Source organism: Streptomyces cinnabarinus (assembly GCF_027270315.1).
Taxonomy (GTDB): domain Bacteria; phylum Actinomycetota; class Actinomycetes; order Streptomycetales; family Streptomycetaceae; genus Streptomyces; species Streptomyces cinnabarinus.
This window is the reverse complement of sequence record NZ_CP114413.1, coordinates 5,502,105-5,519,459: the sequence shown is the minus strand read 5'-3', so window position 1 is coordinate 5,519,459 and position 17,355 is coordinate 5,502,105. Positions and strand designations below refer to the sequence as shown.

Here is a 17,355-nt window from a genome sequence, read left to right as displayed (position 1 = left end):
GTTCGCAGCCGAACCGGACAATCCGTACGCGATGCTCAGCCGAGCCGGTCGGCCAGGGCCGTGAAGTCCGCCCACGAGCGCTGCGGTGTGCCCGGGTTCCAGAGCTTCTCGACGGTCGCCCGCAGCGGCATGCGGATGCCCGCCGCCACCTGGTCCTGGGTCTGGGAGTTCGCCAGGTCGCACCAGACGGCGAAGGACCCGCCGAGGATCTGGCCGTCGTACTTCGCCGGGACCGCCTCGGTGCCGCGCAGGACCCGGGGTGTCCACTGCTCGTAGATGCGCTGACCGGTCGGGTAGACGAAGGTCTGCGGCTGGCCGAGGACGTAGTAGAGGAACTCGTCGTTGTAGTTGATGACCTGCCGTCCCGCCGACAGGTACTCCACCGGCAGCCGGGCGCCGATCTCCTTGCCGGTCCAGTAGGCGACCTGGATGTCCTTGTCCGCGGTGACGGAGGTGTCCCGGAAGAAGCCGTCGTTCCAGGCCCGCACGGTCTTGTCGTGGACGCGCATGGTGGCGGCGCGGTCGTTGACCCAGCTGGTCGCGAGGTCCTCGACGGTCGCCCCGGCGCCGAACTCCGCCCGCGCGGCGGCCGCGAGCTGCGGGAAGGACGCCTCCGGGTCGGACACGGTCAGCGCCTGGTACTCGTCACCGCCGAGGTGCCACTGGCCGCCGGGGAAGACCTCGGCGAACTCGTTCAGCAGATCGTCGACGATCTCGTGGGACTCGTCCTTGGAGATGTCGATCGCGCCGCGCGTGGCCGCGCCCGAGGCGTTGCGCAGCTGCAGATCGGGATGGGCCGCGATGACCGCGCCCAGATGCCCCGGCGAGTCGATCTCGGGCACGACGGTGATGTGCCGTTCCGCGGCGAGCGCCACGATCCGCCGTACCTCCGCCTTCGTCAGATGCGGGTCGGAGACGATCTCGGGGTGCGAGTCGGACTGGATCCGGAACGCCTGGTCGTCGGAGAAGTGCAGTCCGAGCTGGTTGAACTTCAGATCGCCCAGCTCCCGGACGCGGTCCTCGATCCAGCCGGCCGTGAAGTTCTTGCGCGCGATGTCCAGCATGAACCCGCGCACCGGCTTCGCGGGCTCGTCGCGTACGACACCCTCCGGCGCCGTACCCCCGGCGTGCACGGTCTGCTTCAGGGTGCGGGTGCCGTAGAACACGCCCGCGTCGGCGGGCCCGCTGATGTTCACCCGCCCGCCGCGCACGGTCAGGGAGTAGGACTCCGGGTCCGCGCCCTCGTCGTCGTTGAGCGACAGTCGTACGTCGCCCGCCCGCACGTCGTCCTTCTCGCCCGCGTAGGTCAGCCCCAGCTCCCGGGCGAGCAGCCGCCCCTCGTCGGCCAGGTCCGCGTCCCCCACGACCACCCGCTCCCCGCGCACCGGCCGCCAGCCGGGCCCGCGCGCCGGGGTGTGCGAGCGGACCGCCGGGACGGTCCGGGGCGCGCTGGACAGGGCGTACGACCTGCTGGGGCTCGGCGTGGCATCGACCGCGGACCGGGACCCCTCGGCCGCCCGGGACGAGGCCGTGCCCGACGGCTGCCGTACCGCCGACCCCGTGGGCCCGCTGTCCCCGGCGTCACCGGAGGCCCACAGCCCGAGGCCCACCCCGAGCCCGGCGACCAGGACCCCGACCAGCAGGGTTCGCTGTCCGACCTTGTGCTGTGGCGCCCGGCGCCGGTGCTGGCTCACTCAGCCAACCTACGACCGGTGAGCGCGACTCGCGTCCACCACACGTTCCGAAACTCTCCCGTTCGGCTGAAATTCGGGCATCCTTCGGACGCGTCACGTCCACTGTCGATAACGTGGCGCCACATCTCTCACAGCATCCCCTGCCGAAACGCACGTGACGCCCACACACCTTCCTGGCCGAGTGGCCATACCAGAGCGCTTCAACACGGCACCCGCCGATGAACTCCAGCGCATCCTGCTCACCTGCCTGCACAGCCTCCGCTGGGCCCATCGCATCGCGACCCACCGCCCGTACCCCACGCCGGACGCCCTGCTGGCGGCCTCGGACGAGGCGGCGTACGACCTGACACCGGGGGATCTGGCGGAGGCACTGGCGGGCGAGACCCTGCCCGTACTGCCCGAGGGCGTGTACTCCGCGGCCCAGACCGCCCTGAACGCGGCGAACGCGGCATACGAGGCGAAGTTCGGCCATGCGTTCGTCATCTGCCTGGACGACGTGCCGCCGGCGGAAGCCCTGGACCACGCACTGGCCGGAATCCGGTCACGATTGGCAAACGATCCGGAGGAGGAACGGGTGGTGGCCTGGGAAGAACTGCGCCGCCTGGCGAAGGGACGCCTGCTGAGGATGCTGGCCGCCCTCACCCATCCGCGTGCCACTTTGATCACACAGGTAGGCCCGGAGTAAGCATCCCGACAGCACGTCGCTACGATGCTGGGGGCCGGTGGACCGTACCCGGCCGGGCCCGACCGACAGCACAAGCCGGCGCGGCCCCAATCCCCGCTCCCGGAGGGACTTCCGTGCCGGCTGGAACGCTGTACCGCGGCCGGGAAGGAATGTGGTCCTGGGTGGCTCACCGAGTCACCGGCGTCCTCATCTTCTTCTTCCTGTTCGTTCACGTGCTGGACACCGCTCTCGTGCGTGTCTCCCCCGAGGCCTACGACGAGGTCGTCGCGACGTACAAGACGCCGATCGTCGCGTTGATGGAGTACGGCCTCTCCGCCGCCGTGCTCTTCCACGCGCTCAACGGCCTGCGCATCATCGCCGTCGACTTCTGGTCCAAGGGCCCGCGCTACCAGAAGCAGATGCTCTGGTCCGCCGTCGGTCTGTGGCTGGTGCTGATGCTGGGGGCGATCTACCCCCTGCTCGGCCACGCCGCTCGTGAACTCTTCGGGAGCTGACGCCCATGTCCACGACTGAGAAGACCGCGTCCGGAATCAGCCCCGTCGAGGGCGATGCCGGGTACAACGTCGACAACCCGGCCCCCTACATCGAGGCCCCGCGCAAGCGCACCAAGAAGACCCCGAAGTCCACGCGGGGCAACTTCGAGATGGCCGCCTGGCTCTTCATGCGCCTGTCCGGCGTCGTGCTGGTGGTCCTGGTCATCGGCCACTTGCTCATCCAGCTGGTGCTCGACGGCGGCGTCTCCAAGATCGGCTTCGCCTTCGTGGCGGGCCGCTGGGCGTCCCCGTTCTGGCAGGTCTGGGATCTGCTGATGCTCTGGCTCGCGACGCTGCACGGCGCCAACGGCCTGCGCACGGTCATCAACGACTACGCGGAGCGCGCGAACACGCGGCTGTGGCTCAAGGGCCTGCTCTACACCGCCACGGCGTTCACCATCCTGCTGGGCACGCTGGTGATCTTCACCTTCGACCCGAACATCCGCTAGGCACGGGGCTGCGAGAATCATGAAGATCCACAAGTACGACACCGTCATCGTCGGCGCCGGTGGCGCGGGCATGCGCGCGGCCATCGAGTCCACCAAGCGCAGCCGCACCGCCGTGCTGACGAAGCTCTACCCCACCCGCTCCCACACGGGCGCCGCGCAGGGCGGCATGGCCGCCGCGCTGGCCAACGTGGAGGAGGACAACTGGGAGTGGCACACCTTCGACACGGTCAAGGGCGGTGACTACCTGGTCGACCAGGACGCCGCGGAGATCCTGGCGAAGGAGGCCATCGACTCGGTCCTCGACCTGGAGAAGATGGGCCTGCCGTTCAACCGCACCCCGGACGGCACCATCGACCAGCGCCGCTTCGGCGGTCACAGCCGCAACCACGGCGAGGCCCCGGTCCGCCGGTCCTGCTACGCCGCGGACCGCACCGGCCACATGATCCTCCAGACGCTGTACCAGAACTGCGTCAAGGAGGGCGTGGAGTTCTTCAACGAGTTCTACGTCCTGGACCAGCTGATCACCGAGGTCGACGGCGTCAGGAAGTCCGCCGGTGTGGTGGCGTACGAGCTGGCCACCGGCGAGATCCACGTCTTCCAGGCGAAGGCCGTGATCTACGCGTCCGGCGGCTGCGGCAAGTTCTTCAAGGTGACGTCGAACGCGCACACCCTGACCGGTGACGGCCAGGCCGCCGTCTACCGCCGGGGTCTGCCGCTGGAGGACATGGAGTTCTTCCAGTTCCACCCGACCGGCATCTGGCGGATGGGCATCCTGCTGACGGAGGGCGCCCGCGGTGAGGGCGGCATCCTGCGCAACAAGGACGGCGAGCGCTTCATGGAGAAGTACGCGCCGGTCATGAAGGACCTCGCCTCCCGTGACGTCGTCTCGCGCTCCATCTACACGGAGATCCGCGAGGGCCGCGGCTGCGGTCCCGAGGGTGACCATGTCTACCTGGACCTGACCCACCTCCCGCCGGAGCAGCTGGACGCCAAGCTGCCCGACATCACCGAGTTCGCGCGGACCTACCTCGGCATCGAGCCGTACACGGACCCGATCCCGATCCAGCCCACCGCGCACTACGCGATGGGCGGCATCCCGACGAACGTCGAGGGTGAGGTGCTCGCCGACAACACGACCGTGGTTCCGGGTCTGTACGCCGCCGGTGAGGTCGCCTGCGTGTCGGTGCACGGCGCCAACCGGCTCGGCACCAACAGCCTCCTGGACATCAACGTGTTCGGCCGCCGCGCGGGTATCGCCGCCGCCGAGTACTCCCAGAAGGCCGAGTTCGTCGAGCTGCCGGAGGACCCGGCGCGGCTGGTGATCGACCAGGTGGAGGACCTGCGCACCGCCACCGGCACCGAGCGGGTGGCCACGCTCCGCAAGGAGCTTCAGGAGACCATGGACGCCAACGTCATGGTGTTCCGCACGGAGCAGACGATCAAGACGGCGGTCGAGAAGATCGCGGAGCTGCGCGAGCGCTACCGGAACGTCTCGATCCAGGACAAGGGCAAGCGGTTCAACACGGACCTGCTGGAGGCCATCGAGCTGGGCAACCTGCTGGACCTGGCCGAGGTCATGGCGACCTCCGCGCTGGCCCGCAAGGAGTCCCGCGGCGGTCACTACCGCGAGGACTACCCCAACCGCGACGACGTCAACTTCATGCGCCACACCATGGCGTACCGCGAGGTGGGCGACGACGGCACCGAGTCCATCCGTCTCGATTACAAGCCGGTCGTCCAGACCCGCTACCAGCCGATGGAGCGTAAGTACTGATGGCTACCCCCGTTCTGGACAAGGTGGAGGCCGAGTCCGCCGCGTCCCCGTACATCACGGTCACCTTCCGGGTCCGCCGCTTCAACCCGGAGATCTCGGCCGAGGCGACCTGGGAAGACTTCCAGCTGGAGATCGACCCCAAGGAGCGTGTCCTCGACGGTCTCCACAAGATCAAGTGGGACCTGGACGGCACGCTGACCTTCCGTCGCTCCTGCGCGCACGGCATCTGCGGCTCCGACGCGATGCGGATCAACGGCAAGAACCGCCTCGCGTGCAAGACGCTGATCAAGGACCTCAACCCGGAGAAGCCGATCACGGTCGAGCCCATCAAGGGCCTGACGGTCCTGAAGGACCTCGTGGTCGACATGGAGCCGTTCTTCCAGGCGTACCGCGACGTGATGCCCTTCCTCATCACGAAGGACACCAACGAGCCGACGCGTGAGCGTCTGCAGACGTCCGAGGACCGCGAGCGCTTCGACGACACGACGAAGTGCATCCTGTGCGCCGCCTGCACCTCCTCGTGCCCGGTGTTCTGGAACGATGGCCAGTACTTCGGCCCGGCGGCCATCGTCAACGCGCACCGCTTCATCTTCGACTCGCGTGACGAGGCCGGCGAGCAGCGGCTGGAGATCCTCAACGACAAGGACGGCGTGTGGCGCTGCCGCACGACCTTCAACTGCACGGACGCCTGCCCGCGCGGTATCGAGGTCACCAAGGCGATCGCCGAGGTCAAGAAGGCCCTGATCACCCGCCGCTTCTGACGCCCCTTCGGGTACGTCGCCGCTGGGCCCCGCTCCTCCTGGAGCGGGGCCCTCGGGTTTTCCGGGGGCCGTCGGTCAGCCGCCGGCCAGGGGTATGAGCCTCAGGAACGTGACCTCCGTGTCCGCGGTGAGGTCGATCTCCTCGTCCAGCTCGGTGACCTGGCGGTCGCCGACCAGGACGATCAGGCCGTTCGCCGTGAAGGCCCTCAGCGCGAGCCGCCGGTCCTCCTCCCGCCGTATCCGGCGCCGGATCAGCTCCCGCACCGTCAGCCGCCGCTCGGCGACTTCCAGCCGCGGGCCCGTCTCGCGCCGCCCCATGGTCGTCTCGTCGACGAAGGTCACCTGTGCCATACGCCGACTGTACGAGGCACCACTGACAATGCCGGGCTCCGGCCGATCATCGACCTACTCTGACTGTGTGTCAGATGACGAGTCGTACGAACTGCTCGGGTTCGACAACGTGCTGCTGCCCGTCGGGGACCTCGGTGAGGCCGTCGGGTTCTACGAACGGGCCGGGTTCACGGTGGAGTTCCGCTTCGACGAGGCGGGGATCGCGCTGCTGAAGGTGGGCGGCGAGACGCCCGGGATCCTGCTGCGGCAGGAGGACGGTCTTGAGCACCGGCCGCCGCCCTGGCACTCGCCCCGGCTGTGGCTGGAGGTGCCGGACGCCCGAACGGCTGCCCGGCGGCTGGCCGAAGCCGGGATCGCGCCGCTGGACGAGCCGTTCCCGGTGGTCACCGGATGGACCGTCGAGCTGGCCGACCCCTGGGGGAACGTCATCGGGCTCACCGACTACTCCAAGCGCCCGGCGCTCGGCCGGAGGGCGTGACGCAGACCTCACGCGGGGCCCCGCAACGGAGTTGAACACGTTCAAAGGCAGGTCTACAGTCATCCCTGTCAGCGTTTTGAACGCGTTCAACAAGGGGGTCGGCATGGACCGCACGGTCGTCGCCTACGTCATCTACCTGGTCGTCAGCATCGCCCTGACGGTCTGGGTGGCCCGCACACTCAACCGCAACGGGCGGATCTTCCTCTCGGACGTCCTGCGCGGCAACGAACAGCTCGCCGACGCCGTCAACCACCTGCTGGTCGTCGGCTTCTACCTCGTCAACCTCGGCTTCGTCGCCCTGTACCTGAGCGACGACGAGACCATCACCGACACCCGCGGCATCTTCGAGGCCCTGTCGACCAAGCTCGGCGTGGTGCTCCTGGTGCTCGGCGTGATGCACCTCGGCAACGTCTACGTCCTCAACAAGATCCGGCGGCGCGGGGTCATGGAGCGGGAGCAGGTGCCGCCGGTCGCGCCGCAGGACTGGGTCCGCGCGTGAGCGCCGCCGCGGCCACCGTGGTCCCGGTGCACCGGCTCACCGTCCTGTACGACGCCGACTGCTCACTCTGCTCCTTCCTGCGCGACTGGCTCGTACGGCAGCCGCAGTTGGTGGAGCTGGAGTTCGTGCCGGCCGGGTCCGAGGAGGCGGCGCGACGGTTCCCGGGGCTCGGCTCCGCGCTGGACGAGATCACCGTCGTGGGGGACGGCGGGCAGGTCTACCGGGCGGCGGGGGCCTGGATCGTGGTGCTGTGGGCGCTGCGTGAGTACCGGCGCCTCGCGCACCGGCTGAGCACTCCGGCCGGGACGCTGCTGGCCAGGGGTGCCGTGCTGGCCGCCGCCAAGTGGCGCGGTTCGCAGTGGGGCGGGCGGGCGTATCAGCGGGGGGACGGGTGGCGGTACGAGCCGGACCTCGGCTGGACGTACGCCCCGCCCCGGTGCGAGAGCGGCTGAATCTCGCCCATCGGAATGGCATGCACCCTTCCAAAATGCGGCTCGGGTGAGGACGCTTCTGACAGCTTCGATCCACTCCGCACCCCCACAGAAGGAGTACGCGTGAGAGGCATTCCCCGGATATCCCGCTCCCTTCTCGTCGGCGTCACGGCGCTGCTCACCGCCGGGGCCCTGGCCGTACCGGCGAGCGCCGGGCCCCGGTCCGACACCGGCGTCCGTACCGTCGGCGCGGCGGCGCGGGAGAAGGCCGCCGAGTTCTGGACCCCGGCGCGGATGCGGGCGGCCGAGCCGCTGGACCTGCTCTCCGTGAGCGGCGGCCAGCGCGGCTCGGCGCCGGCCAAGGGCGCGCGGACCACCGTCCCGGCCACCTCCGCCGACGCCGGCATCCTGGCCTTCCCGCACGGCGGCGGCGCCTGGACCGGCGGCGGGGCCGTGGTGAACACGGCGGGCCGGGTGTTCTTCACCTACCAGGGCCGTACCGCGTCCTGCTCCGGCAACGCCGTCACCAGCGCCAACAAGAGCACGGTGATCACCGCGGGGCACTGCGTGAAGCTGGACGGCGCCTGGCACACCAACTGGGTCTTCGTGCCCGGCTACCACGACGGACAGTCCCCCTACGGCCGCTGGACCGCGTCGAAGACACTGTCCACCCCGCAGTGGACGGCGAGCGAGGACATCAACTACGACATCGGCGCGGCCGTCGTCGCCCCGCTGAACGGCCAGTCGCTGACGGATGTCGTCGGCGGACAGGGACTCGCCTTCAACACCGGCTACAACCTGCGCATGTACTCCTTCGGCTTCCCGGCCGCGAGCCCCTACAACGGGGAGAAGTTCATCTACTGCTCCGGCACCACCAACCGGGACTTCCTGCTCTCCAACGACCACGGCATGACCTGCAACATGACCGGCGGCTCCAGCGGCGGCCCCTGGTTCACCCAGTTCAACGAGTCGACCGGGACCGGACTGCTGTCGTCGGTGAACAGCTTCAAGTACAACTTCTTCCCGAACCGGATGTACGGACCGTATTTCGGGGCCGACGCGCAGAACCTGTACCAGGCGGCTCAGTCGTCCTGATCCGCACTGGTTAGTCTCGCTCCGTGCCCTCGAAGAACGACAGCCCTGAACAGGGCGACACGCCCAGCAAGTCCGAGCAGACCCGCGCGCTGATCCTGGAGACCGCGATGCGGCTGTTCCAGGAGCGCGGCTACGACAAGACCACGATGCGGGCCATCGCCCAGGAGGCCGGGGTCTCGGTAGGCAACGCCTACTACTACTTCGAGGGCAAGGAACACCTGATCCAGGGCTTCTACGACCGGATCGCCGCCGAGCACCAGGTGGCGGTCCGGGAGGTCCTGGCCCGGGAGACCGATCTGGAGGCGCGGCTGGCCGGGGTGCTGCGCGCCTGGCTGGACATCGCCACGCCGTACCACGAGTTCGCGGTGCAGTTCTTCAAGAACGCCGCCGATCCCGACTCCCCGCTCAGCCCCTTCTCGCCGGAGTCGGAGCACGCGCGCGCGGAGGCCATCCGCGTCCACCGCGACGTGCTCGCGGGCGCCACGAAGACGAAGGTGCCGGAGGAACTGCGGGACGTCCTGCCGGAGTTGATGTGGCTGTCCCAGATGGGGCTCTGCCTGTACTGGATCTTCGACCGCACCCAAGGCCGCGAGCGCAGCTACAAGCTGGCCGAGCGCGGCGCCCGCCTCACCGCGCGGGGCGTGGCGCTGTCCCGCTTCAGGGTGCTGCGCCCGCTGGTGCGTGAGGTGCACGAGCTGTTCACGGACTTCCTGCCGGGGATGACGAAGGTGATGCCGGACCCCGGCAGGAAGCCGTAGCCACGTCAGTTGACCGCGTCGAGCTCGCCCTCCGCGAGCTCCACGTCGTACACCAGCGGCTCCCCGCCGACGACCACGCTCCGCGCGCGTGAGCCGTACGCGGGGGCCGTCGCCGCCAGCAGATAGGTGCCCGGCGCCGGGACGGAGACGATGTAGGAGCCGTCCGCCAGGGAGGTCACCCGGTCCAGTTGGCGGCCGCCCTTGGACAGCAGGCTGACGGCCGCTCCGGGCACCGGCTCGCCGTCCGGCGTACGGATGTAGCCGTGGACGACCGAGGCGCCGCCCGCCACGGCCGGCTCCGGTTCCTCCTCCTTCGGCTCGACCGCCAGATGCGGCAGCCGCTTCTCCAGCCCGGCCGGCAGCCACCAGTTGGACTTGCCGAGCAGATGCATCGCGGCCGGGACCAGCGCCGTACGCAGGATGAACGCGTCCAGCGCGACCGCCGCCGCGAGGCCGATGCCCGCCATCGCGCCCTCCATGTCGCCGCTGAGGACGAACGCGGAGAACACACAGATCATGATCAGGGCGGCGCAGTTGATGACCCGGCTGGTCTCCGCGAGGCCGACCCGCACCGCGCGGGCGTTGTCCTTGGTGTGCACCCACTCCTCGTGCATCCGGCTGACCAGGAAGACCTGGTAGTCCATGGAGAGGCCGAAGAGCAGCGAGAGCATGATGACCGGCAGGAAGGAGGTGATCGGCCCCTCCTTGCCGACGCCGATCAGCTCGGTGCCCCAGCCCCACTGGAAGATCGCCACCAGTACACCGAAGGACGCGGCCGCCGCGATCAGGTTCATCAGCGCCGCCGTCAGCGGCACCACCAGCGAGCGGAACGCGACCATCAGGAGCAGGAAGCCCAGCGCGATGATCGTGGCGATGAAGTACGGCAGCCGGTCGCCGGTGACCTCCGCGAAGTCCTTGAACACGGCCGTCACACCGCCCACATGGGCCTCGACGTCCGCCTGCGGGAGCACGTCGTCGCGCAACCGGTCGATGAGGGCGTCGGTCTGCTCCGACTGCGGTGACGTCGTCGGCACCACGTTGATCACCGAGACGCCGTTGGCGGGCGGCACGGCGACCGCCTGGGCCACTCCCTCGGTGGACGAGATGGCGGTGACGAGCGACTCGGGCGCCGGGCCGTCGACGACCACCTGGAGCGGGCCGTTGAAGCCGGGGCCGAATCCCTCGGCGAGCAGGTCGTAGGCCTGCCGGGTGGTCGTGGACTCCTGGTGGTTGCCCTGGTCGGTGGCGCCGAGCCGGATCGACAGCACCGGCAGCGCCAGTACCGCCATCACGACGAGCGCGCCCGCCGCGATCGACCGCGGCCGCTTCTGGACGTACGTCGACCAGCGCGCCGCGAGCCCGCTCGCCTCGTCCGGCTCCGGTCCCTTCTCGGCCAGCCGGCGGCGCTGCCTGCGGCTGAGGACGCGGTGGCCGAGCAGGCCCAGCAGCGCGGGCAGCAGGGTGATCGCGGCCAGCACACTGAGCACCACGGTCAGCGAGGTCGCGATGACCACGCCGTCCAGGAACCGCATGTTCATCACCAGCATGCCCGCCAGCGCGATGCACACCGTGCCACCCGCGAACAGCACCGCGCGCCCGGAGGTGTTGAGGGCCGTCACCGCGGCCTCCTCCGGCTTCACCCCACGCAGGATGCCGCGCCGGTGCCGGGTGACGATGAACAGGGCGTAGTCGATGCCGACGCCGAGGCCGATCAACGAGCCGAGCAGCGGGGCCACTTCGGGCACGTCCGTGACATGGCTGAGCAGCATCGTGGAGAGCATGCCGGTACCGACCCCGGCGACCGCCACGACGATCGGCAGCAGCATCGCGAACAGCGAGCCGAAGGCCAGGAACAGCACGACCGCCGCGGCGAGGATGCCGACCGCCTCGGCGGTGCCGGCCGGCGGCTCCTGGGTGCGGGCGATCGCCTGGCCGCCCAGCTCCACCTGGAGACCGTCCTGTTCGGCGGCCTGCGCGATGTCGACGATGTCCTCGACCACCTCCTTCGGGATGCCGTTGGCCTGCTCCTTGAAGGTGATCTGGGCGTACGCGATCCGCCCGTCCTCGCTCACCTGGGGATCGGTGATCTCGCCGACCCCCTCGATCCGGCCGATCTCCGCCAGGGCCGGCTCGATCCGGGACGTCACGGCGGCGTCCCGCGCCGAGCCCTCGTCGACCTTCCACACCACCGTGTCGGTGTCACCGGCGGTCTCCGGGAAGGCCTTCTCCATCAGGTCGTACGCGCTCTTGGAGTCCGTGTCCGGCAAGGAGAAGACATTCGCGTAGTCCGTGCCCGCGGCGGTGCCGCCGAAGCCCAGGCCGAACAGCGCCCCCACCCACAGAAACAGGACCACCAGCCGGTGCCGATAGCACCACCGTGCCAATGCAGCCACCCTCAACGCTCCTTCATCGGTCGTCGGTCGGTCCCCCAGGTCCTGCACACAGAATCGGTGGCGGGGCTCGCGCGCGGACATGCGACGGGCTCGACTCTCAAGGAACTCCAAAGCACGGAACCGGCCCGGCTGTCAGTGGTCGCGCCGATACTTGAGGACATGACTACGGCTGTGGGCACCGTGCTGGTCGTGGAGGACGAGGAGAGCATCGCGGACGTCCTCGCCATCGCCCTGCGCTACCACCGGTTCGAGGTGATGACCGCCGGCACCGTCCGCGAGGCCCTGGCGCTCGCCGACCGCACCCGGCCCGACGTGGCCCTGCTGGACGTGATGCTGCCGGACGGCGACGGCCGCGCCCTGGGCCGCCAACTGCGCGCCCGGCGGCCCGACCTGGCGCTGGTCTTCCTCACCGCGCGGGACTCACCCGCCGAGATCGTCGGCGCCCTCGGCTTCGGCGACGACTACATCACCAAACCGTTCGACATCGACGTGGTGATCGCCCGGATCACCGCCGTCCTGCGCCGCACCCGCGCGGAGGACGTCCTCCCGCAGCGCCCGCCACTGCGCTACGGCGACCTGGAGCTGGACGAGACGACGTACTCCGTGCACCGCGCGGGCCGCACGGTCGAGCTCACCCCCACCGAGTACGCGCTGCTGCGCTTCCTGGTCCGCAACGGCGGCCGGATCGTGCCCAAGGAGCAACTCCTCAGACATGTCTGGCAGTACGAGCACACCCCGCCGGAGTCGACCGTCGTGGAGACCTACATCAGCTATCTGCGCCGCAAGCTCGACACCCTCGGACCGCCGGTGATCACCACCCGGCGGGGCGTGGGCTACGGACTGGCATGAGGCTGCGCTGCCTGGGCCGGGGGCATCGCGGCATCCACTCGCTGCGCGCCAAGCTGACGCTGGCGAACGTGGCGTTGTTGGCCCTGGGCATCATCGCGGCGACCGCGATCAGCCTGATGGCCGCCCGCCACTACCTCCTGGACAAGATCGACTCCGAGCTCCTCGCGACCCGCTCCGCCCTGCAGAGCGCCGGGTTCAGCATGCGCCAGATCGAGTCGCTGGGCGAACTGGGCATCGCCATGGACCAGTTCACGGGCGCCGACGCCAAGGCCCTGCCCAGCTCGAACGGCTCGGTGTTCGTGGCCGTCGACACCGCGGGCCGACCGGCGGCCCTCGGCCCGCTGAAGCCGACGGCACGGCAGCGTGCGGTGGCCGAGGCGGCCGGCGGCTCCGACGACCCCGCCGCCCTCGCCGCGCTCGCCGCCGAGACGGAGCCGCGCGACATCCGGGTGAATGACACGCCGTACCGGATCATCGGCGCCCGTCTCTCCGACGGCACGCTGGTGCTGATCGCCACCTCCACCGACGCGCTGCACGAGGGCATGGCCAAGGCCATCAAGCTCGACCTGGCCTTCGGCACCGTGCTGCTGGCCCTGCTGGCCTGTCTGACTCTGATCAGCGTGAGCCGCAGAATGCGCCCGCTGGAGGACATGGTGGAGACCTCCTCGGCCATCGCGGAGGGCGATCTGACCCGCCGGGTGCCCTCCAGCCGGGAGGCGACCCTGGAGGTCGAACAGCTCCGCCTGGCCCTGAACTCCATGCTCCACCAGGTGGAACTGGCCCACCGCACCCGTGAGCACAGCTCGGCCCAGCTCCGCCGCTTCGTCGCGGACGCCTCGCATGAACTGCGCACCCCGCTGTCGGCGATACGCGGCTATCTCCAGCTCTACGACAAGGGCATGCTCAACGACCCCGACCAGCGCAAACGCGCCTGGGTGCGGGTCATGGCGGAGGCCGACCGGATGGGCCGCCTGGTGGACGAACTGCTCTGTCTGGCCCGCCTGGACCAGCAGCCCGAACTCCGCTTCCGCAATGTCGACGTCAGCCGTCTGGTCCGGGACGCGGCGGACGACCTGCGCGTGCAGCAGCCGGACCGCCCGCTCACGGTGACCGCCGAGGGCGCCCTCCTGATCCGCGCCGACGAGTCCGGGCTACGACAGGTGCTGGGCAACCTGGTCGGCAACGTCCGCACCCATACGCCGGCCGAAGTGCCGGTCCATCTGGAGGTGCGGCGCGAGGACGGCGTCGTACGGCTGCGCGTGGCGGACGAAGGTCCCGGGCTGGCCGAGGAGGACGCGGCGCGCATCTTCGACCGCTTCTTCCGGGCGGGCGGGGGCGCGGGCAGCGGATTGGGCATGGCGATAGTGCAGGGGGTGGTGAAGGCGCACGGGGGTGTGGTGCGGGTGGATACGGCGCCGGGCGAGGGTCTGAAGGTGACCATCAGTCTGCCGATCTAGATCCACCCCAGCCGCCACAGCCGAAATACCCCCGTCCCCTCACTCAAATACTGCCCACCACCGCTGACTCTTCTGAATGAGCCGATCAACAGCACTGTCGCTGTACCCGGTATTCATCGTGCCCTCGGTACCGACCAGGGGACCGCCATAGGTGTCCGGGTCGGGAAAGTCCGCGACCCACCCCACGCCGTACGCGTCCAATTTCCCGGCGGCCCACCGCTTCTGGAAATCGGTCCACTCATAACCCTTGAGGGTGACCTTGAACAGCCCGCCGGACTCCAGCTGCGTCTTCAGCTCGGCGGCCTTCTCCAACAGCGCCCGCGCCCTGCCGGCGTTCTGCTGGGGATAGGCGTCGAAGAACGACGTCGTATGCCCGGTGATCCCGGTCGGGATCAGGGAGTACAGCGGATCCACCGTCCCCTGGTACACGGTCGCGGCGAGCTTCTCCCGGTTGACCAGCCAGGCCATCGCCTGCCGCACCCGCACATCGTGCAGCGGGGAGCCGGCACGGGTGTTGAGGTACAGGTTGTGGACCTCGGAGCTGTCCGCCTCGGACACCCGCTGGTCCGGGTCGCCGGGGTCGAGTTCGGCCAGCGCGTCCGGCGGCAGCTGGCGGGTGGCGACATCGATCCGCCGCCCCTTCCACGCCCGGTCCAGCCGGCCCGCGTCCTCGAAGTACCGCAGCTCGACCGGCCGCCCGGTCTCCTCAACGGCCCCCTCGTACCGGCCCCGTTGGGCACCAGGACCGCCCGCTCGCCCGCCCCGGTACGACGAGAGCTCGTAGGGCCCGCTGCCGTCGACGCCGTTGTCGGTGCGCAGGCCGTTCTTCGGGTACTTGGTGCGGTCGACGATCGAACCGGCGCCCGTGGCCACCTTGAACGGGAACGTGGCGTCCGGCGAGGAGAGCCGGAAGGTGACCGTCAGTCCGTCGGCGTCCACCGAGTCCAGCGTGTCGAGGAGCGAGGCGGGTCCGACGTCGGACTTGATCGCCCGGACCCGGTCGAAGGAGTACTTGACGTCCTCCGCGGTCATCGTCCGCCCGCTCGGAAAGGTCAGCCCCTCGCGCAACTCGCAGCGGTAGACGCGCAGTCCGCTGTCGGACCAGGCGCAGCTGTCCGCCGCGTCCGGCACCGGTGAGGCGCCGCCGGCCTCGAAGGTCAGCAGGGACTGGAAGACGTTGCTGAACAACGCCCACGACCCGGCGTCATGGGCGCCGGCCGGATCGAGCGACGTCACCGCGTCCGTCGTGCCGACCGTGATGGTCCCGCCCTCTTCGCCCTCCGACGGCAGCAGCTGCCGGCCGACCGCTCCCACGGCCGCCCGCACGAGCAGCGTCGCGAGAACCCGCATGCGAACCGATCGCATGGTGCCCTCCCCGGGCCCCGCACGGACCCCAGCGCATATGCCACTCCCCTAGTGGCGGGCACACCTAATCACATGGGTTTCAACCGGGGGAAGGGGGTTTTGGTCGACCTGGGGAAGAACTTACCGACAACAGTTTCCGGATGGTTTCACAGCGAAAGCACAGCACCGCAATCAATACGCGAATACGAACGGAAAAGCGCCGGTAGAACAGGAAGTCGATATCGCTGTCGCGCTCACCGGGATCAGGCCTGCTTGGAGGCCAATTCGATCACCGTGATGTCCGACGGGGCCCCGACCCGCGTGGGCGGGCCCCAGGCTCCGGCGCCCCGGCTGACGTAGAGCTGGGTGTCGCCGTAGCGCTCGAGTCCCGCCAGGGTCGGGTTGGCCCCGGCCGCGATCAGGTTGCCGGGCCAGAGCTGGCCGCCGTGGGTGTGGCCGGAGAGCTGGAGGTCGACGCCGTGCTCGACGGCGTCATGGATCTGGACCGGCTGATGGGCGAGGAGCACGCACGCGCGTGCCGGGTCGCGGTCGCCGAGCGCCTTGGCGAAGTCGGGGCCCTGGCCCTCGTCCTCGCCCGCGATGTCGTTGACTCCGGCGAGGTCGAACCAGGGCAGTTCGGCGCGGGCGTTCTCCAGGGGCAGCAGGCCGAGCCTGCGTACCTCCTCGACCCACTGCTCGGCGCCGGAGAAGTACTCGTGGTTGCCGGTGACGAAGTAGGCGGGCGCCTTGAGCTGGGTCAGCGGGGCGGCGGCCGGGCGGAGGTCCTTCACACTGCCGTCGACCAGGTCGCCGACGACCGCGACGAGGTCGGGCTGGGTGGAGTTGATGGTGTCGACGACCCGCTGCGCGAAGCCCCGGCCGAGGACCGGGCCCAGGTGTATGTCGCTGACCACGGCGATGCGGTAACCGTGCGCCCCGCGCGGGAGCTTGGCCAGCGGGACGGTGACCCGCTTCACGCTCGGCCCCTTCAGCACGCCGTAGGTGCCGACGCCGACGGTCCCGACGGCCGCCGCGGCGGCGGCACCGCCGATCACGCGGGAGACGAAGAGCCGACGGGAGGGGGCGGCGAGCAGCGCGGGGCCCTCGGGCTCGGGCGGGGTCGGCGCCCCGACCGGCACCGGCTCCGTCCGCCGTACCGGCACCTCGGCGGGCTTGCGCCGCTCCAGCCAACGGCGCAGCAGCGGCCGGAGGACCTCACCGACCAGCAGTCCCAGCAGCAGGTACATCGAGAGCGCCAGCCACAGGAAGCCGGGCCAGGCCAGCGTCTGCTGGAGCCAGAAGGGGGCGCCGGTGCGCTCGGCCACCAGCGCGCCGAACGCCATCAGCCAGCCGCCCGCGATCAGGGCGGCGCCCGCGCGGCGCGGCCAGCCGGGGCCGCTGGTCGTGTCGCGGAACAGACGGCGCCACACGTACCAGTTGGCGGTCACCATGACCGCCAGGACGAGCGCTACGAAGACGATGACCACGTGAGTCGTATCCCTCTGCTGATGACGTCCGGTGCCTGTGCCTGTGCCTGTGACGTCCGGTGCCTATGACGTCTGGCGCAATGCGCGCACCCCACGCAACCCGATGCCCCCGACGACCGTCCCCAATACGAAGGAAACGACCGCGAGCAGCAGGTGCACCCAGAAGTACCCGGTCGGATCGCCCGCGTCGTCGAACGCGAGCCCGCTGCCGTCCTTGACGAGGTTCTTGACGAAAGTGATCCAGATGACCCAGCTCCACACCCCGAAGGCGAGCAGGAACCAGGAGACGGGGCGGCTGAGCTTCATACCTTCAGTAT

Annotated in this window: 17 protein-coding genes and 1 pseudogene; 12 read left to right on the top strand and 6 right to left on the bottom strand. The window is 69.8% G+C overall.

Annotated features, from left to right (window positions below; translation table 11 throughout):
- Positions 1-35: 35 nt before the first annotated feature.
- Entirely contained in the window at positions 36-1,694 is a 1,659-nt protein-coding gene (locus tag STRCI_RS25125; protein ID WP_269661215.1) for a beta-N-acetylhexosaminidase, read from the bottom strand.
- A 154-nt stretch (positions 1,695-1,848) separates the two neighbouring features.
- On the opposite strand from STRCI_RS25125, the gene STRCI_RS25120 reads away from it, so the two are divergent.
- The 5 genes from STRCI_RS25120 (at position 1,849) to STRCI_RS25100 (ending at position 5,896) form a co-directional block, all read left to right on the top strand.
- On the top strand, positions 1,849-2,379 hold the full coding sequence (locus STRCI_RS25120; protein ID WP_269661214.1) for a 2-oxo-4-hydroxy-4-carboxy-5-ureidoimidazoline decarboxylase: 531 nt from the start codon (positions 1,849-1,851) through the stop codon (positions 2,377-2,379).
- A 113-nt stretch (positions 2,380-2,492) separates the two neighbouring features.
- The gene (gene sdhC / locus STRCI_RS25115) at positions 2,493-2,873 is read left to right on the top strand and encodes a succinate dehydrogenase, cytochrome b556 subunit (protein ID WP_269661213.1); all 381 of its coding nucleotides are present in this window, start codon (positions 2,493-2,495) and stop codon (positions 2,871-2,873) included.
- A gap of 5 nt (positions 2,874-2,878) precedes the next feature.
- On the top strand, positions 2,879-3,361 hold the full coding sequence (locus STRCI_RS25110; protein ID WP_269661212.1) for a succinate dehydrogenase hydrophobic membrane anchor subunit: 483 nt from the start codon (positions 2,879-2,881) through the stop codon (positions 3,359-3,361).
- 19 nt (positions 3,362-3,380) lie between these two features.
- Positions 3,381-5,135 carry a succinate dehydrogenase flavoprotein subunit gene (gene sdhA / locus STRCI_RS25105; protein WP_269661211.1) on the top strand — a complete coding sequence of 585 codons (1,755 nt, stop codon included), beginning with the start codon at positions 3,381-3,383 and terminating at the stop codon, positions 5,133-5,135.
- Positions 5,135-5,896 (top strand): succinate dehydrogenase iron-sulfur subunit, encoded by a 762-nt coding sequence (locus STRCI_RS25100; RefSeq protein WP_269661210.1) that lies wholly within the window; start codon positions 5,135-5,137, stop codon positions 5,894-5,896. The genes sdhA and STRCI_RS25100 overlap by 1 nt, the downstream gene beginning before the upstream one ends.
- 75 nt (positions 5,897-5,971) lie before the next feature.
- Here the strand turns inward: STRCI_RS25100 and STRCI_RS25095 are convergent, their stop codons facing one another.
- The gene (locus tag STRCI_RS25095; protein WP_269661209.1) at positions 5,972-6,247 is read right to left on the bottom strand and encodes a hypothetical protein; all 276 of its coding nucleotides are present in this window, start codon (positions 6,245-6,247) and stop codon (positions 5,972-5,974) included.
- A gap of 67 nt (positions 6,248-6,314) precedes the next feature.
- On the opposite strand from STRCI_RS25095, the gene STRCI_RS25090 reads away from it, so the two are divergent.
- From STRCI_RS25090 to STRCI_RS25070, 5 genes are all read left to right on the top strand, one after another.
- The gene (locus STRCI_RS25090; RefSeq protein WP_269661208.1) at positions 6,315-6,725 is read left to right on the top strand and encodes a VOC family protein; all 411 of its coding nucleotides are present in this window, start codon (positions 6,315-6,317) and stop codon (positions 6,723-6,725) included.
- 103 nt (positions 6,726-6,828) lie between these two features.
- Entirely contained in the window at positions 6,829-7,224 is a 396-nt protein-coding gene (locus STRCI_RS25085) for a hypothetical protein (protein WP_269661207.1), read from the top strand.
- Positions 7,221-7,676, top strand: coding sequence for a thiol-disulfide oxidoreductase DCC family protein (locus STRCI_RS25080; protein WP_269661206.1), 456 nt, complete (start codon positions 7,221-7,223; stop codon positions 7,674-7,676). The genes STRCI_RS25085 and STRCI_RS25080 overlap by 4 nt, the downstream gene beginning before the upstream one ends.
- A 102-nt stretch (positions 7,677-7,778) precedes the next feature.
- The gene (locus tag STRCI_RS25075; RefSeq protein ID WP_269661205.1) at positions 7,779-8,750 is read left to right on the top strand and encodes a trypsin-like serine peptidase; all 972 of its coding nucleotides are present in this window, start codon (positions 7,779-7,781) and stop codon (positions 8,748-8,750) included.
- A 23-nt stretch (positions 8,751-8,773) separates the two neighbouring features.
- Positions 8,774-9,508: a TetR/AcrR family transcriptional regulator gene (locus tag STRCI_RS25070; RefSeq protein WP_269661204.1), complete on the top strand. Its 735-nt coding sequence runs from the start codon at positions 8,774-8,776 to the stop codon at positions 9,506-9,508.
- A 5-nt stretch (positions 9,509-9,513) separates the two neighbouring features.
- Here STRCI_RS25070 and STRCI_RS25065 read toward each other — a convergent pair whose 3' ends face one another.
- Complete coding sequence (locus STRCI_RS25065) at positions 9,514-11,892, bottom strand: MMPL family transporter (RefSeq protein WP_269664635.1); 2,379 nt, start codon at positions 11,890-11,892, stop codon at positions 9,514-9,516.
- Between the two features lie 168 nt (positions 11,893-12,060).
- On the opposite strand from STRCI_RS25065, the gene STRCI_RS25060 reads away from it, so the two are divergent.
- Both STRCI_RS25060 and STRCI_RS25055 read left to right on the top strand, forming a co-directional pair.
- On the top strand, positions 12,061-12,750 hold the full coding sequence (locus STRCI_RS25060) for a response regulator transcription factor (protein WP_269661203.1): 690 nt from the start codon (positions 12,061-12,063) through the stop codon (positions 12,748-12,750).
- A complete protein-coding gene (locus STRCI_RS25055) occupies positions 12,747-14,207 on the top strand; it encodes a sensor histidine kinase (RefSeq protein ID WP_269661202.1) in 1,461 nt (486 codons plus the stop codon). Before STRCI_RS25060 ends, STRCI_RS25055 begins: the two co-directional genes overlap by 4 nt.
- Here STRCI_RS25055 and STRCI_RS25050 read toward each other — a convergent pair.
- The 3 genes and pseudogenes from STRCI_RS25050 to STRCI_RS25040 all read right to left on the bottom strand — a co-directional run bounded on the left by STRCI_RS25050 (position 14,204) and on the right by STRCI_RS25040 (position 17,344).
- Positions 14,204-15,557: pseudogene (locus tag STRCI_RS25050) on the bottom strand (ABC transporter substrate-binding protein). The gene STRCI_RS25055 and the pseudogene STRCI_RS25050 overlap by 4 nt on opposite strands.
- A gap of 257 nt (positions 15,558-15,814) precedes the next feature.
- On the bottom strand, positions 15,815-17,038 hold the full coding sequence (locus STRCI_RS25045; RefSeq protein ID WP_269661201.1) for a metallophosphoesterase: 1,224 nt from the start codon (positions 17,036-17,038) through the stop codon (positions 15,815-15,817).
- A 63-nt stretch (positions 17,039-17,101) separates the two neighbouring features.
- Complete coding sequence (locus STRCI_RS25040) at positions 17,102-17,344, bottom strand: SCO4848 family membrane protein (RefSeq protein ID WP_269661200.1); 243 nt, start codon at positions 17,342-17,344, stop codon at positions 17,102-17,104.
- Positions 17,345-17,355 lie beyond the last annotated feature (11 nt).